Here is a 16370-nt window from a genome sequence, read left to right on the forward strand (position 1 = left end):
ATTGACTAACCACCCTGTGTAGGTTCGAATCCTACCCCAACAGCGCCTTTCTCCAAAAGTGGAGGATTTAAACTTATTGAAAACACACACACTGTTGGGTGATGAAATTGGCAGACATGCCCTCCTGTCTCGGGGTAGGGATCTGGAATAAATCGGTTGCATTGCCTCGGAATTGACTAACCACCCTGTGTAGGTTCGAATCCTACCCCAACAGCACAATTCTCCAAAAGCGGAGGAATTAAACTTATTGAAAACACACACACTGTTGGGTGATGAAATTGGCAGACATGCCCTCCTGTCTCGGGGTAGGGATCTGGGATAAATCGATTGCATTGCCTCGGAATTGACTAACCACCCTGTGTAGGTTCGAATCCTACCCCAACAGCGCAATTCTCCAAAAGCGGAGGAATTAAACTTATTGAAAACACACACACTGTTGGGTGATGAAATTGGCAGACATGCCCTCCTGTCTCGGGGGTAGGGATCTGGAATAAATCGGTTGCATTGCCTCGGAATTGACTAACCACCCTGTGTAGGTTCGAATCCTACCCCAACAGCGCAATTCTCCAAAAGTGGAGGATTTAAACTTATTGAAAACACACACACTGTTGGGTGATGAAATTGGCAGACATGCCCTCCTGTCTCGGGGGTAGGGATCTGGAATAAATCGATTGCATTGCCTCGGAATTGACTAACCACCCTGTGTAGGTTCGAATCCTACCCCAACAGCGCAATTCTCCAAAAGTGGAGGATTTAAATTTACTGAAAACACACACACTGTTGGGTGATGAAATTGGCAGACATGCCCTCCTGTCTCGGGGGTAGGGATCTGGAATAAATCGGTTGCATTGCCTCGGAATTGACTAACCACCCTGTGTAGGTTCGAATCCTACCCCAACAGCGCAATTCTCCAAAAGTGGAGGATTTAAATTTACTGAAAACACACACACTGTTGGGTGATGAAATTGGCAGACATGCCCTCCTGTCTCGGGGGTAGGGATCTGGAATAAATCGGTTGCATTGCCTCGGAATTGACTAACCACCCTGTGTAGGTTCGAATCCTACCCCAACAGCGCCTTTCTCCAAAAGTGGAGGAATTACATTTACTGACAACACACATACTGTTGGGTGATGAAATTGGCAGACATGCCCTCCTGTCTCGGGGGTAGGGATCTGGAATAAATCGGTTGCATTGCCTCGGAATTGACTAACCACCCTGTGTAGGTTCGAATCCTACCCCAACAGCGCAATTCTCCAAAAGTGGAGGAATTAAACTTATTGAAAACACACACACTGTTGGGTGATGAAATTGGCAGACATGCCCTCCTGTCTCGGGGGTAAGGATCTGGGATAAATCGATTGCATTGCCTCGGAATTGACTAACCACCCTGTGTAGGTTCGAATCCTACCCCAACAGCAAACGCACCAAATAAAGATCTAAGCCCTGTTATTAAATAGGGCTTTTTTCGTTGACAGAGATTTCTCCTCTTTGGTAATTATGGGCATAGGTGAGAATGTGATGCTTATCCTGTGGAGGCATTTCATCCCATTCTTTCAATAGCTTTTGTAAAACAGGCAACTTTCTTAGTTCACTTTCATTTTTGTGAACGTAACGCCAAAACAGGGCATTCATCGGGCAGGCATTTTCCCCAAAACTCATATTGGGGTTATAAAGGCAGGCGTCGCAATGTCCACTGACTTTTTGAATGCTTCTACCATCCGTAAAGGGAATTTTGGCTGGTGTGGAAAAATCAGCTCTCAGGCTTTCACTGGTGTTCCATGGGAAGGCATTCATCAGATTCCCAATCCACCATTCCTCAAAAGCCAATTGATCTGTTTTGGAATAAACAGCAAAATTTTTAAGAATTTGTAGCGTCGAAGGCTGATTAACAGTGGCCATTTTTGAGATGCTGTTCAACCCTGCCTGAATACAATGCATTTTAGATTCTCCCATCTGGAAATCCCTGGGAATTTCATTGCTTTCCAGAGAAGCCTCCATTAGGTTAACCGGCGTTTCCCTTTTGTATTTTTGCCTTCTGAACTCTCTTTTACCCATCAGGTCAAATAAGAAGCGATTAATCTGTTCCTTGGAGGCCCTACAACTTTTATTGCGTAATTTTTCCTCCAAAACGCTAAGAAGTTCTCGGGGAGAAATCAGCTTCAGATTCAGGGCAAAAGATAACTGTGGAGAGAAAATAGGCTCATGGGCCTTCATTTCCGGTAGTTTCTGTTCCAAAAAGAAATCTAAATAATGAAAGGTATTTTCTCGGGAAATAATCCATGGAAAATTTTTTGCATTCACTTCTCCATAGGTATCAATGCCCATTTTTTCGATCAGCTTTTTGATGGGCCTTAAGTCATGAGAAAACTTTAAATCGGGCGTGCTTTTTGCGGCCTGTGGGATTGCTGGCTGTTGATCTGATAGTTGTTGAATGCTATGAATGACTGCACTGTTTTTCACTTTTAAATACTGAAGAATCTGATCGGGTGAATTTCCTTCAATTTTTATGTAATCTGATTTTTCAAAAAGGAAGTGATAAGCACTGCAGATGTTTACTTTGACTCCAAGAATAAGGGAGAAATCATGAATTTGCCGGCTGATTCTGTAATCATCCGGAGAGATGTATTCGAAAAACTCCGGCCGGTGCTGGTAAATCAACCAGGCAATATTTTCCGGAATGGATTGCCTGTTTTCCGGGGCATCCAGGGTAAGATAAAAGAATTCGTGCCCCTTGTCCCGCATTTTTCGGGCAAAGTTACGCATGCTGGCGTAAGAGGCCATGACTTTCTGAATGTGTTGTTTGATATGGTTAGATTCTTGCAACACTTCCATCATGACATACAAAACCGAATCATCCGCGGTTCGAAACCAGGGATGTGACTCATTGAGTTGGTCACCTAATATTAGTCGTATGGTTTTTATCATTCCTGCCGCTTATTACCAGGATTAAAAATACAAAACCTAATCACAAAGGACAGGCCTCAGGGGTAAAATAATCACTATTAATTGTCGCAAATGTTATTTTTAACGAAAAATTAATATATGGGAGTGGTATGGCATTGCGTACACTGAAAAGTTAGAGCATTTGTACTAATCTGTAATAGTCTACCATAGTAATGCGAAATGCTTCATTGCCTTCTTGGTTTCCAAAAAGAGGGTGCTTTTTTCCTTCAAGTTCAACATACAACTGACAGCTTTGCTGTACCTTTTCATACAAATCTGTGGCAAAACCAGCCTGAAGAATCGTGTTACCCTTTTTATATGGAATGGTGCCTGTTTCTCCGGTAGCACAATTCGTATAATGCACTTCGAAAGTTGCCTTATCCTCTAAAAGCAGATCAGTTTCGAGGAAAACAAAGGCTCTATTGGCTACCCAGTGGTGGATAATGGCGGTACGAAGCAGGGGTTTTTCTTTTAACTCCTCCCACTCTTCAAAACGATATATAGAAATATTAACATCCGGTTTTTCCTCCACATCGTAATAGGCCCGTCGGACGTTTTTAAAAAACAGGACGGTCGCATCATTGGTATCAAAGCGGATATTTTCTTTACTGACCACTTTAGCTTTGTGCTCGCAGGAAGAAAACAATAAAAATAGGATTAGCAGCGGAGTATATCTCATACTGAAGAAACGATCTGACTATTTATGGGGTTAAAAAAATCCCCGAAACAACTACGTTCCGGGGATTGAAGATTATTGATTGACATAGAATATGGCGTTGGCGAGCATTAATTTCCCACCGTACCAAAATGATCGGAAGATGGGATCGTCAGCCATATAGACAATCGTGCCAGCTCCAATATTCTCAGTGCCGATAATCAGGCTTTTTTCCAGTGTAGGTTTCGTTCGGTAGCCTACAAATCCGCTAATCCAGCTGTCCATTCCATCGATGGTGCCCACATTCCAGCCCTTTTCCAGTCTGGCGATGCGTTCTTTACCAATTTTCATGGTGAAATAGTTATCGTCATAACCATAGGATAAAGGATGATCAGGGTCCAGCTTAACTTTGAATATGGCACCAGGAATGTCATTGGATACCTGATTTCTTAGTCTTTCTCCATAGGATGCATTTTGTTCTTTAATAGGGGCGTAATTTTTTTCCTCCTCTTCATTGGCATAGGTTTTTACACTATAACCTTCCTGATCTTTAAAAAGGCGAATCGCATGGCGAATGGCGATCAGTTTTCCTCCATTGGAAATCCATTGATGTATTTGAGATTTTTGGCTTTCGGATAATGCTCTATAATTTCCATCAGGCAGAATTAAAACATCATGGCTGTTAAGAGCAGCGGAGTTCAGTCGGTGAATATCAATCCCGGTAAAAGGATAATTGATGTCGAAATCCATATAATGCCATAAGGAACCATAACTGGTACTACTGATGCCCTCTCCCCTGACGATGGCCACATTGGGCTGATTGAGGTGACTGATTTTGTCTGAGCCCAGATCTGCTCCCGAGGTAGAGTAGCCGGAAAATAAAGGGTAAGGAATAACGTCGTACTGACTGCTGATTTGTGCTATGAAATCATCAAATTCGCTTTGCAAATGTCGGTTGGACTGTCGGTTAATGATCACTGACCCCGGGGAAAAGGTCTTTTCCCCATGTGCAAAGGCCTTTTTGTTGAATTTTACCCGAACATTTTCCTGTAAAAGGGCACTGAGTAATCTGGCTTCTTCTACACTGTTCCATTCCAGTATGTACCCAACCGGTTTACGCAGGGAATCTTCGACTACCACCTGTTGCTGAGGAATCTCAAAATAGTTGGTGGTATAAATCCTTTCCGTGGAAGCAAAGGCGGGAATGCCATACACATAGGGTAAACTCCAGGCGGTAATGTCATAAGTCAATGAATCTGACAAATGTGTTTTAGGCTCTAATAGCACATTGGCGATTTTTGACTTGGCCTGGTAGGCAGAAATGATGATGTCAGAAGCATCCAGTTTGAAAGTTTCATCCTTCCCGTTCATATAGTTAAAGCCGCGATAGGACTTATTGACTAAAGCACGGCCGTATTCAATGCCCTGCTGATCCAGCAGTTTTCGGACTTCCTCCAGGCGGTGAGGGTTGTTCCCGATTTTCAGAACATAGCTTTTGTATTTGCTTTTCGGGCTGGTTTTCGCATCCTCAAAATAGGACTTATAGGCTGAGATTAGATCTCGGGAATGTTCAGAGGCTACTTCTATGGCCGTCCAGCCCGATTGGTAGTGATGGGCGATGCGATCGCTCAGGGTTAGATTATCTTCACCTTTTCTTTCTACAGTAAGGCCTGCAATTCCGTGACCTGCCTGTTCCAGCGTCATGCCTATTCCTCCATTAAAAGTGGGGTAAGTATCCCCATAGGCCGGATAAAGTAAATCGAACCATTCTTTGGTGAAATACAGCCAGCCGTTGGCATCAAAATGCTCGGCATTGGCCTTTCCATATGTGATTTGGAATTCTCGCTGAAAATCCGTGATCGCCTCATGATAAGGCTCCGTAGCCGGAGCAAAATAGTAAGGAGAATCCGGATACTGTTCATGGAAATCCAGGTGGAGATGCGGCATCCAGTCTAGAAAGAGCTGCACCCTTGCCTGAGATTCTACCTGCGTTTGCCATACCCAGTCGCGGTTCAGGTCGTGGTAATAGTGGTTGGATCTACCACCGGGCCAGGGTTCGTGGTGTTCTTCTGCCTCCATATTCGGATTGGGGAACATGCCCACGGTGCTGTTATACCAGTTTACATAACGGTCCCGCCCGTCAGGATTCAGACACGGGTCAATGACCACCAAGGTATTGTCTGTCCAGTCAGCTTTTTGAGCTTCTATTTGTTCTACCAGTCCATAAAGCATTTTCATGGATACTTCTGATGAGGAAGCCTCATTCCCGTGGACATTATAACTCAGCCACACCGTAACGGTGGAATCGTTGGGAAGTGTCATTCCTTTTTCCAAAAGGGCCATCCGGCGATTATTAGCCCGGTAAAATTCCAGGCTGTCAATTTTATTTTTGGCACCCACGAAGGCCACCATCAAAGGGCGTTTCTCTATGGTTTCCCCATAATATTGGAGGGAGATATTTTCCGAATGCTGTGCCATATATTCAAAATAGGACACAATCTTATGATGTGGGGTAAAATGAGTTCCTAAGGGGTAGCCGAGAAATTCGGCGGGGTTTTTTAATACTTCCTGCGCTTGTAGTCCAAAATGGAGGAATATGAAAAAAGCAAAGGCACAGAGTTTTTTCATTGGGGAAAATTGTAATAGTTGGATGTAAAAGAGAATTGAAGTCGATTTTATAAAATCCGGACTTTATTGGTTATACAAAAAAACAGTAAAAACAGCTGTCATTTGAGGTCATAAAAGTACAATTTTAATTGAATCTTTTTACTATTTTCATGTGTAATAAACGGATTTATTGAACATAAAAAAAGGGCTTGCCTAAAATGGAAAGCCTTTTTTTCAATGGGTTAAATGTTTTTACTTAAGTAGCTCTTTGGCGCTTTCCAAAGCAGAAGCAGATGGTTGATCTCCACCAATCATTTTCGCGATTTCAGAAATTCTTTCTTCATTTGAAAGTTCTTTCATGCGGGAAACTGTCTTTTCTGCGGAATGGTCTTTGAAAACGAAATAGTGTTTACTTCCTTTAGAGGCAATTTGTGGTAAGTGAGTAATGACCAGCAATTGGTGTCCCTGAGCCATTTGTTCCATCATTTTGACCATTTTCAAAGCGACCTCTCCGGAAATTCCAGTATCAATTTCATCGAAAATAATGGTAGGAAGTGCCATTTTATCCGCCATCACAAACTTGACGGCAAACATTAATCGTGAAAATTCACCACCGGAAGCCACAGATTTTAAAGACTGATGCGGCATGCCTTTATTGGCAGAGAATAGCAGATTGACCTCATCGGTACCTGTTGGGCTTGGAGCAACGGTTTCTTGCTCAATACGCATACTGGCATTTTCCATTCCTAGTTCCCGTACCAGAGCGGTAATTTCCTCGGTGAACTGGTCCACAATTTCCAGTCGGCTTTGACTCAATTTAGCGGCCGAAGAAAGCATTTCCTCTTCGGCAACCATCATGGCTTGCTGCGCCATTTCCAACTCCTCATCCAGGTTCTCAACCGTACTTACTTTTTGACGAAGCTCTTCATGCAAGGCCATAAGCTCCTCCAGAGAATCCAGCCCGTGTTTCTTTTGTAAGCGGAAGATTTCACTCAGGCGTTCTCTGGCAATTTCAGCCTCCTGAGGGTTAAAATCTACTTTTTCCTCCTCTGTTTCAAGTTCGCCCTGTATATCTCTTAGCTCAATGAAACAGCTTTCCAGTCGGTCTTTCAATGCTTCAAAAGCGGGGGAAATTCCAGCCAGTTGACCCAGCCAGTTGCTGGCGGTGGAAAGACGATCTTCTACATTGCCCTCTCCCCTGCTGAGCATTTCCAGCAAACCGTTCAGCTTGGTTTTAATTTCCTCGGCATTGTCAATCAACTGGACTTGTTCTTCCAGCTGAGATTGCTCTCCTTCTTCCAGTTGCATTTCTTCCAATTCATTGAACAGGAACTGGTGGTAATCTGCTTCCTGCCTGATTTGAGCTGCGTTACTTTTAAGTTTTTTATATACGCTTTCTTTCTTTCGAAATGCCCGGTAGGTTAACTCATAAGCGGATTTTAACTCCTGATTTCCGGCAAAAGCATCCAATAATTCCAATTGATAGGCATTGGCGCCCAATTGTAGGGTGTCGTGCTGAGAGTGGATGTCGATCAGGATTGCCCCCAGCTGGCGGATTACCTCTAACGTGACCGGGGTGTCGTTGATAAAGGCACGCGATTTTCCCGCCGGGCTTATTTCCCTTCTCAAAAAGGTTTGCTCGGAATAATCCAGCTCATGCTGTTCGAAAAAAGCCTGTAATTGATATTCCTGAATATCAAAAGTCCCCTCAACAATACATTTTTGTTTGGGATCATAGAGCACCTTGGTATCAGCTCTTTTACCAATCAAAAGGCCCAAAGCCCCCAGCATGATGGATTTACCTGCACCGGTTTCACCGGTTACAATGTTCAGTGCATTGGCCGGTTCAATGGCTAAATGCTGAATCAGGGCGTAATTTTTTATTAATAAATGCGAAAGCATGAAAAATCAGTCCTAAGAGAGTGTCTTAATTGGATAATATTTTTTTGTAATCGTCGGTTCGGGTAGGGTCTATTTTCACCAAAATGTCATGCACCTGTTTGCGTACATTCATGTCCCCTTCTGAGAAAATATTGATGATCTCCTGGTATTTGGTGTCCAGCCAGGTTCTTAATCCTAAAGCATTGGGCTTAAGGCTTTGAATTTTTTCCAAATTCTCGATGACGCCCAAAATTTTCTTTCTGGCTTCATCCGGATCCGATTCAAAATCGTCCAAAGCCAGTCGGTGGTAGGTATAATTCCCGGCCCGAAGGTCTCTCATTTGCCCGTTCAGATAGTCATCAATCAAAACGTAGCGGTTAATATTACCATCAAACTGATTCCAGCCCGGGCTGTTGTTGGATTGGGCATTGGAAACAATCTGGTTGGCCACATCAAAATAGGTTTGTCCCCCCATCTCCGCAAAAGTGTCGAAATCCGTACCAATGATGATATTGGCGTAGAAGGATAAAAGGGCCACTATATTGGAGGTGAAGTTGGTCGGGGAATAATCCAAAGGCTGTGATTCGGTGTATTCAAATGACCAGTTTTGATCTGCATAGAATAAAAATGGTACCGTCTCATAGGAGGTTCCGTATACCGGCCGCGCTGACTGAATGGAGGCCGTGGCTTTGTAAGTACCGATAGAAGGCATCTGCTGCATATTGATCAGGATGCGGCATTTGATTTTTTCTTCGGTCTGGAATCTTTCCTCTGTCCAGCGGGTATCATTCATAAACTGGGTAAAAGCCCTTTCCATATCCTGGAAAATCCGCTTGTCCTGGGTTTGAATGTTTTCTGCATTTACCACTACCTGGCAATTGAGTTCCTGCGCCCGCAATGGTGACAGCAGGGCGGATAGTCCAAGGAGAAGGAGCCAAAATTTATCCATTGCTCTTGTTAATAATTTGTTCTACAATATCGACAGCCACCTGGGTTTTGGTCTTCAAGGGGTTTTCCTGAATACTTCCGTCTTTATGTATGAAGGTTACTTTGTTGGTGTCAAAGCCAAAACCGGCCCCTTTATCTTTTAAAGAGTTTAAAACGATCATGTCGAATTTTTTTCGCTCCAATTTTGATTGAGCATTCTGACTTTCGTTTTCGGTTTCTAAAGCAAAACCAACGATGAACTGACTTGGGATTTTTATTTCGCCCAAATTGGCGGCTATATCCGGAGTTTTGACACATTCAATCATCATGGTGTCTCCCTCCTTCTTAATTTTTTCTTCTGATTTTATTTTTGGGGTATAATCCGCCACAGCTGCCGAGAGCACCGCGATATCGCTTTCCGGAAAAGTTCTGGAGCAAATGTCGTTCATATCCTGAGCGGAAGTCACCTTATACACCTCCAGGTTGGGGTGGTGTATTTCCAATGCTGTAGGTCCTGAAACCAAAGTAACGGAGGCGCCTTGTCTTAATAATTCTTCGGCAATGGCATAGCCCATTTTTCCGGAAGAGTGGTTGCCAATAAAGCGAACAGGATCTATGGCTTCATAAGTGGGGCCGGCCGTTACCAGGCATTGCTTTCCTTTTAGTGGGCGATCTGAAGCAAAATATTGTTGTAAAGCGGTTACGATATGTTCCGGTTCGGCCATTCTTCCCTGCCCGATCAATCCGCTGGCTAATTCGCCATGTTCCGCTTCAATGAACAAATTACCATATGACTGAAGCGTCTGGATATTCTTTAAAGTGCTGGGATGCTGGTACATGTCCAGGTCCATGGCTGGAGCAAACATCACCGGGCATCGTGCCGAAAGGTAAGTGGCCCCCATTAAATTATCGGCATAACCGTTGGCCATTTGCGATAATGTTTTGGCTGTTGCAGGAGCAACCAACATTACATCCGCCCATAAGCCGAGCTCTACATGGCTGTTCCAAACCCCGTTTTTCAGGTTGGCATATTCACTTAAAACAGCATTGTTCGAAAGGGTCGCCAGCGTAAGTGGGGTGATAAATGCTTTTGACGCCTCGGTCATGAGCACTTGTACTTCTGCGCCTTCTTTCACCAATAAGCGTACGAGATGAGCAGCTTTATAGGCGGCAATACTTCCGGTGACGGCTAATAATATTTTCTTCCCTTTCAAAGAGGTCTGTGGGTCTTGCATCATTTTCTGATTTTCAACCAGTAGGCTGGTCTCCCGCTAAACATGTTTTTTAGAAAGGAAAAATACGGCTTTTAAGGGAAAAAAAGAGAGATGAGTAAAATTATTTTGGGGGAAATAACGACAAGCCAAAAAAAAGGCCATCCCGGAAAGAGATGGCCTTTTGTATTTTACAAGAACAGCGAATTATTCGTCGCCTCTGTAGCGGAATTTCAATTTGCCTTCCAAGAACTCTTCAGTTGCAATAACTGTTGGTTTAGGCTGGCGCTCATAGAATTTAGAGATCTCAATTTGCTCTCTGTTTTCCATTACTTCCTCTAAGTTGTCAACTGTAGAAGCAAACTCAGCCAATTTTTGAGTCAACTCCTCCTTCTGACGAGCTGCCAATTGACGGGAACGCTTGCCGATAACCGCAATGGATTTGTATAAGTTTCCGGTTGGTTCGATCAACTTGTTTAGATCGCGGGTTACAATGCTAGACTTGATAACTTTTTTCATTACGAGTTTTTATTCTTGGCTATTTTTTCCAATTGGTTTAAGGAATCTCCGTACAATTTCTCGGCCGACTTCAGATAGGTGCTCTCCGGGTATTTCTCGATAAACCTTTGGTAAATCTCGATGGTCTCGGAAAAGCGATCCTCCTTCTTCTGGTAGGTACTCTGGGTAGCCAAAGTATGACTCGATTCCAGTCTGAGGAAAGCTAACTCCTCATTATATTTTGAATCCGGGAAATCCTTTCTGAAATTTTCGAAAGTCACCATGGCGGCTTTCCATTTTCTCAGTAAGTAATATTGCTTAGCAATCAAATATGCTTTGGTTGCTAATTTTTCCTGCAATTCCCCGATAATTCGGTTTCCCTCCGGTGCATATTCACTATTGGGATATTTGTTCAGAAAACTCTGCAGAGCAGATATGGCTTCTGTTGTACTGCTTTGGTCTAATTCTTCTCTTGGTGAATCTTTTACAAGGGAGTAAGCAGACATATACATGGCTTCTTCCGCTTTTTCACTTCGAGAGTAGGTTTGGTAGAAAGTTTTAAAGTAATGGGAGCTCATGGTGTACTGCTTTTGATTGTAACATCCATAAGCGTATTTGAACTGCATATCTTCCGCCTCTTCGGTACCCCGCATGGCTGGCATAATTTGTTCAAAAAGGTTATTGGCTTTATACCACTTTTCTCTTTGGTACAAATCCATGGCAACCTGATACTTATATTCGTTGTCCGTAGACTTTTGAGCCTTTCTATATTCCGTAGCACAACTGCTAATCAATGGCAAAATAAAAAGCCCCAGCAGCAGTTTGACTTTGTTTTTATGCATAAGGGTGCAAATATACTCAGTATCAATAAATAAGACAAAAGGTAAAGCAATTTATTAAATTAATTACTTTACAGATACTCAAAAGTAGGCAGTAGGATCGGAATATTAAAGAAAAATAAGTTTGTAAATAGGAAGGATTAACGTTGTACTACGATTTTTCTGGTGGCTTTGCTTTGTCCGTCGACAATGAGACTGTAGAAGTAAACACCTTCTTTATAGTTGCCAACCTGAATTTTAACCTTGTTATCAAATGGAGAAAGGGCAAACTCACCAATTTGAGTTCCCAAAACATTATGCACCACAATTTTTGCTTCTACAGAAGAAAACAGTTCGTATTGTAACCAGCCGGAAGTATTGATGGGGTTTGGGTACATGGTCCCTACCTGTAGATGCTCATCCAGGTAAATGTACTGGTCCATGTCTACAGGAGCCACCGTAAACACTAATTCTTCCTGAATATCCTGATGATTTTGCAAATCGGTAATCTTGATGGTGTAGCGTCTGTCCTCAAGGCCTTCTAAAAAAGTAAATCGAGCGTTGAGGTCGTCAATTTCTTCCCCAGCTTTCATTTCAATAGTCAGTTTTCCGCTGTCAATAAGTCTTTTACCAAAAAGTACTTCAGCGTGATCCTTTAACTCAATGGATTGTGATTTCCATTCGACGATGACTTTTACATTGTGATTATAATCATTATATAACACAATGGGGACTTCGAAAGGCACTCCCTGGGAGGTGCTCAGGTCTTTTTCCGGCAAGTCCAAAAAAATTCCCTGCCCATAAGTGGCGAAGCAAAAGAAAAGGAAAAAAATGAATAGTAAATTGTGTTTCATGCAGATCGGTTAATACTTTAATTAATATACCACTAAACTCACTAAAATGTTGATCTGTAGGGTTCTATTTATTACGTAATTACCAATTATTTATAAACTCTCCATAGATCCGGTGTGAATGTTCGGATTGGATTTAAGAAAACAGGAATTGTCCAATAGATTTATAAATTCTCTCGGAAATCTCAGGAAATTCTGTTTTTCCGAGAGAATGTAATATTTCCTTTATTTGAATATTATGACTGGTGCAAATGAACGTCCATTTGTGGGAACGGAATGTTAATTCCTTCTTTATTGAAGGTGTCGTATACTTTTCTGTTCATATCAAAGTATACTGGCCAGTACTTTCCGCTGTCCACCCAGCAACGAACTACGAGATTTACGGAGCTGTCAGCCATTTGATGGAGTGCGATAAAAGGCTCTGGGGATTTCAGAATTCTTTCGTCAGCTTGTATGAGTTGGGATAATAAATCCTGCGCCTTTTGAATATCATCTCCATAGGCAATGCCAAATGTCCAGTCCACCCTTCTTTGAGGTTCTGTACTGTAATTAATCAAAGCATTGTTTGCTATTGGACCATTTGGGATAAAAATGGTTTTATTGTCCGGGGTTTTTAAAATGGTCACGAAAATTTGAATACTTTCTACCGATCCGGAATAACCCTGCGCCTCTATGAAATCTCCTACTTTATAGGGCTTGAAAATGAGGAGCATTACCCCTCCGGCAAAATTTTGAAGCGTTCCGGATAATGCCATACCAATGGCCAGGCCTGCAGCCCCCAAAATGGCGATAAAAGAGGTCATTTCTACTCCCAAGGTACCAAGAGCGGAGAGCACCACTAAAATTTTGAGGATGGAATTAAAAAGAGAGGTTAAAAATGGTTTCAGCGTTTGATCAAGCCCTCTTTTGTCCATGAATTTTCGGAAGGCGGCGGTGAGCACCCCGGTAATCCAAAGCCCAATAATTAAAATGAGAATGGCAACGACTAATTTACCGCCGTATTCCACCACGAAGCCCATGGCCTGATCCTGGTATTTGGAAAAATTTTCCATAGAAAAGAAATTAAGTGAGGTTAAGGTGTTGAATATGTGAATATTAAAAATTACACATAATATTTGTGTTATTCTAACGAATATTGTTCTCTTAGGATTATTTTTAACCAAAAAAAAGGCAAACGATGAAGAATACCATTTTAAAACTTTCGATGTTCTTGTTACTCACCGTGGGAATGGGAGCTTGTACGCAGGAAACGCAAAACCGGATCGGACGATCTATTCAAAACTGGACCGGAACCAATGGGGTTCTGGAGGTATATGCTGGTGAAAAATTGGTGAAGCGATTTATTAAAATAGATAAACTCTCTACCGCTTCAGGAACGAAGGATGGCAATATGAGTCGACCCTATCGGTTTGGATATGGTTATTTAGACGCGAATTTGAATGGGGTGGTAGATGCCGGAGAAAAAAAGGTTTATTTTGAATTCAGTGATTATTCCACCAATTATATCTTTTTCGAAAATCCGAACTAAGCATTTTTGACGGACGGCAAAGACCTTTTGATGGAATTTTATTAATTTCAAAGATTACATACTCCCATTTTTTATGAAGAAGATCATCAATACTTCAAAGGCTCCGGCACCAATCGGGCCTTATAATCAGGCTGTTTTGGCTGGAGATACCCTTTATGTTTCAGGTCAGATTCCAGCGAATCCTGAAAGCGGGGAAATAGTTTCCGGTGGAATTGAGGCAGAAGCTCATCAGGTGATGAACAATATGGCAGCTATTTTGGAAGAGGCAGGCTTCAGCTTTGATGAGGTGGTGAAGTGCAGCATTTTTGTTCGGGACATGAATGATTTTGGTAAAATCAATGAAGTTTATGGCGGATATTTCGGAGAAGACGCCCCCGCTCGGGAGACGGTACAAGTCGCCAGACTACCCAAGGATGTAGGAGTGGAAATTTCCTGTATAGCCGTTAAATAAAATGCCTTTTTTCCCGGTTTTTAAAGAGACCCTTGTTTTGCCCCTGCCCTTAAAGGAGGTCAAGGAAAAACTGAGGAAACGATTAGTCGCTGATGGCGACCTGCCGGAAGAAAAGAAGGGCAAATTTAACGGAAAGGTGTTTGAAAACACTTTCCGAATTTCTTTATATATCAATTATCCGGATAATTATTTACCGCTAATGGTAGGGGAGCTGGAGGCAACTTCTAAGGGGACGCTGGTATTTATTACCTATCGACTTTTTCCCTTTGTCTTCGCTTTTTAGTGTTTTGGTCGGTGATTTGCTTTTTATTTGGATTGTTTTTATACTTTTTTACCGAAAAACACCTTTATGCGGGTATTTCTTTCTTGCTAGGAGGGTTGAATTATCTGCTTTGTTTGGTAAACTTTAGAAGAAAAAAGAATATCGCAAGGCGGCATTTTCATTCCATTTGGGCTGAGGGTGAACCGCTAAACAATTAATTTAATCAATCATACTACAAATGAAATCTTTAGGATTGAAAAAAAGTGGAGCCATCTTATCATTGGCGGCTCTAGCCTGGGCTTGCGATGGTGGTAAGGCCCCATTCACCGGATCAATTGAAGGTGAGCAAGCTGCAAATGTGGATTCGGTTTATTTATTGGATCGTGGAGCATCAGGATTTGAAAAAATTGCAGCCGCAGCGGTTACAGAAGGAAAATTCACCTTTTCGGCACCTATTGCTCATAATGGCGCGCTTTATTTACAGGCACCAACAGATGGATCCTTTGGAGATAGAAAACCTACCACAGTTGTTTTTTATCAGGAGGGAGATGCATTGGTAGGGAAGCTGAATGCAGATGATTTAAACGGTAGTGAAATTTCCGGAGGGTTGGCACAAACGGAATTTAACACTTACAAAGAGGGGCAAAAGTCTTTTGTAGACAAAATGAAGGCGCTTTCTGAGCGTTATCAGGAAATTGCCGCTACTGCGCAGGGAGCTCCTACAGATGAGCAAAAAGAGGAGTTGAAGAAAATTGGAGACGAGTATGGTGCTTTGGATAAAGAAGCAAATGCTTATTCCGATGGCTTTATCAATGAGCATACTTCTTCTATGGTATCTCCATTTTTGTTAAGACAAAATGCTTACCGCATGGACGAAAAGGAGCTGAAGTCTTATTTGGAGAAGTTTACGGCTGAAGCGAAAACTACAGCGGACTATACCGCTATCGAAGACCGCTACAACACTTTGATGGCTACTGCGATTGGTCAGCCGGTCTTGGATTTTGAGCTGACCACTCCGGAAGGAGAAAGCTTTTCTACTACAGCACTACACGGAAAAGTATTCCTGATTGATTTCTGGGCCTCATGGTGTGGTCCATGTCGTCAGGAGAATCCAAACGTAGTGGCCATGTACAATAAGTATCATGATCAGGGTTTTGAGATTTTAGGTGTTTCTTTAGATAACAAGAAAGAAGCATGGGAAAAAGCCATTGCCAAGGATCAGTTGACCTGGAATCATGTTTCTGATTTACAGGGGTGGCAAAATGCTGTGGCAAAACGTTATGGTATCAATTCTATTCCAGCTACCGTATTGGTAGATGCTAGTGGGAAAATTGTTGCTAAAAACCTGAGAGGCGAAGAGCTTGAAAATAAAGTAGCAGAGCTACTTTCTGCCAGCTAAGCAAAGTATTTTAATTAAGTATTTTAATCCCGATGCAAATTAGTTGTGTTGGGATTTTTTTGTTTATATGATTATTCAAAGGAAAGTGGTTGGTTATTTGGGGGAAATTAAAATAAAATTAAAGAAGAGGTCGTGATTAATGTTTTTACCTTTTTTTGGTTATTTACTGGTAATGTTTTACTTCTTTAATATTGTATTATGTGGTAAGTATTTGATTTGTAGAGGGTTTTATTATTTGATTTATCTATATTTTATCGAAATTAGTCGTTTTGTTAACTCAATGTTACGTCATGATTTAATTACATCATATTAAGTTAAATTTTGCTTCATCTTAAGTT

General features: G+C 42.1%; 14 protein-coding genes. 4 read left to right on the forward strand and 10 right to left on the reverse strand.

The window, feature by feature from the left end; all coding sequences use genetic code 11:
• Positions 1-1450: 1450 nt before the first annotated feature.
• The 10 genes from NG22_RS14660 to NG22_RS14705 all read right to left on the reverse strand — a co-directional run bounded on the left by NG22_RS14660 (position 1451) and on the right by NG22_RS14705 (position 13444).
• A complete protein-coding gene (locus NG22_RS14660; protein ID WP_053406411.1) occupies positions 1451-2926 on the reverse strand; it encodes a cryptochrome/photolyase family protein in 1476 nt (491 codons plus the stop codon).
• 151 nt (positions 2927-3077) lie between these two features.
• The gene (locus NG22_RS14665; RefSeq protein WP_053406412.1) at positions 3078-3623 is read right to left on the reverse strand and encodes a hypothetical protein; all 546 of its coding nucleotides are present in this window, start codon (positions 3621-3623) and stop codon (positions 3078-3080) included.
• Between the two features lie 72 nt (positions 3624-3695).
• Complete coding sequence (locus tag NG22_RS14670) at positions 3696-6227, reverse strand: M14 family zinc carboxypeptidase (protein WP_053406413.1); 2532 nt, start codon at positions 6225-6227, stop codon at positions 3696-3698.
• A gap of 231 nt (positions 6228-6458) precedes the next feature.
• Positions 6459-8108: a DNA repair protein RecN gene (gene recN, locus NG22_RS14675; protein ID WP_053406414.1), complete on the reverse strand. Its 1650-nt coding sequence runs from the start codon at positions 8106-8108 to the stop codon at positions 6459-6461.
• Between the two features lie 25 nt (positions 8109-8133).
• On the reverse strand, positions 8134-9036 hold the full coding sequence (locus NG22_RS14680; RefSeq protein WP_053406415.1) for a DUF4835 family protein: 903 nt from the start codon (positions 9034-9036) through the stop codon (positions 8134-8136).
• On the reverse strand, positions 9029-10252 hold the full coding sequence (gene coaBC / locus NG22_RS14685; RefSeq protein ID WP_253275702.1) for a bifunctional phosphopantothenoylcysteine decarboxylase/phosphopantothenate--cysteine ligase CoaBC: 1224 nt from the start codon (positions 10250-10252) through the stop codon (positions 9029-9031). Before coaBC ends, NG22_RS14680 begins: the two co-directional genes overlap by 8 nt.
• A 180-nt stretch (positions 10253-10432) precedes the next feature.
• Positions 10433-10744 carry a DNA-directed RNA polymerase subunit omega gene (locus tag NG22_RS14690; protein ID WP_053406416.1) on the reverse strand — a complete coding sequence of 104 codons (312 nt, stop codon included), beginning with the start codon at positions 10742-10744 and terminating at the stop codon, positions 10433-10435.
• Positions 10744-11565: an outer membrane protein assembly factor BamD gene (locus NG22_RS14695; protein ID WP_053406417.1), complete on the reverse strand. Its 822-nt coding sequence runs from the start codon at positions 11563-11565 to the stop codon at positions 10744-10746. The genes NG22_RS14690 and NG22_RS14695 overlap by 1 nt, the downstream gene beginning before the upstream one ends.
• 137 nt (positions 11566-11702) lie before the next feature.
• Positions 11703-12395, reverse strand: coding sequence for a T9SS type A sorting domain-containing protein (locus NG22_RS14700; RefSeq protein ID WP_053406418.1), 693 nt, complete (start codon positions 12393-12395; stop codon positions 11703-11705).
• 233 nt (positions 12396-12628) lie between these two features.
• Positions 12629-13444: a mechanosensitive ion channel family protein gene (locus tag NG22_RS14705; RefSeq protein WP_053406419.1), complete on the reverse strand. Its 816-nt coding sequence runs from the start codon at positions 13442-13444 to the stop codon at positions 12629-12631.
• A 125-nt stretch (positions 13445-13569) separates the two neighbouring features.
• Here NG22_RS14705 and NG22_RS14710 point away from each other — a divergent pair, with 125 nt between their 5' ends.
• From NG22_RS14710 to NG22_RS14730, 4 genes are all read left to right on the forward strand, one after another.
• The gene (locus tag NG22_RS14710; protein ID WP_053406420.1) at positions 13570-13920 is read left to right on the forward strand and encodes a hypothetical protein; all 351 of its coding nucleotides are present in this window, start codon (positions 13570-13572) and stop codon (positions 13918-13920) included.
• Between the two features lie 73 nt (positions 13921-13993).
• Complete coding sequence (locus NG22_RS14715; RefSeq protein ID WP_053406421.1) at positions 13994-14371, forward strand: RidA family protein; 378 nt, start codon at positions 13994-13996, stop codon at positions 14369-14371.
• Between the two features lies 1 nt (position 14372).
• Positions 14373-14654: a hypothetical protein gene (locus NG22_RS14720; protein WP_053406422.1), complete on the forward strand. Its 282-nt coding sequence runs from the start codon at positions 14373-14375 to the stop codon at positions 14652-14654.
• A 217-nt stretch (positions 14655-14871) separates the two neighbouring features.
• Positions 14872-16032, forward strand: coding sequence for a TlpA disulfide reductase family protein (locus NG22_RS14730; RefSeq protein WP_053406424.1), 1161 nt, complete (start codon positions 14872-14874; stop codon positions 16030-16032).
• Positions 16033-16370 lie beyond the last annotated feature (338 nt).

This window comes from Persicobacter sp. CCB-QB2 (genome assembly GCF_001274635.1).
GTDB lineage: Bacteria > Bacteroidota > Bacteroidia > Cytophagales > Cyclobacteriaceae > Persicobacter > Persicobacter diffluens.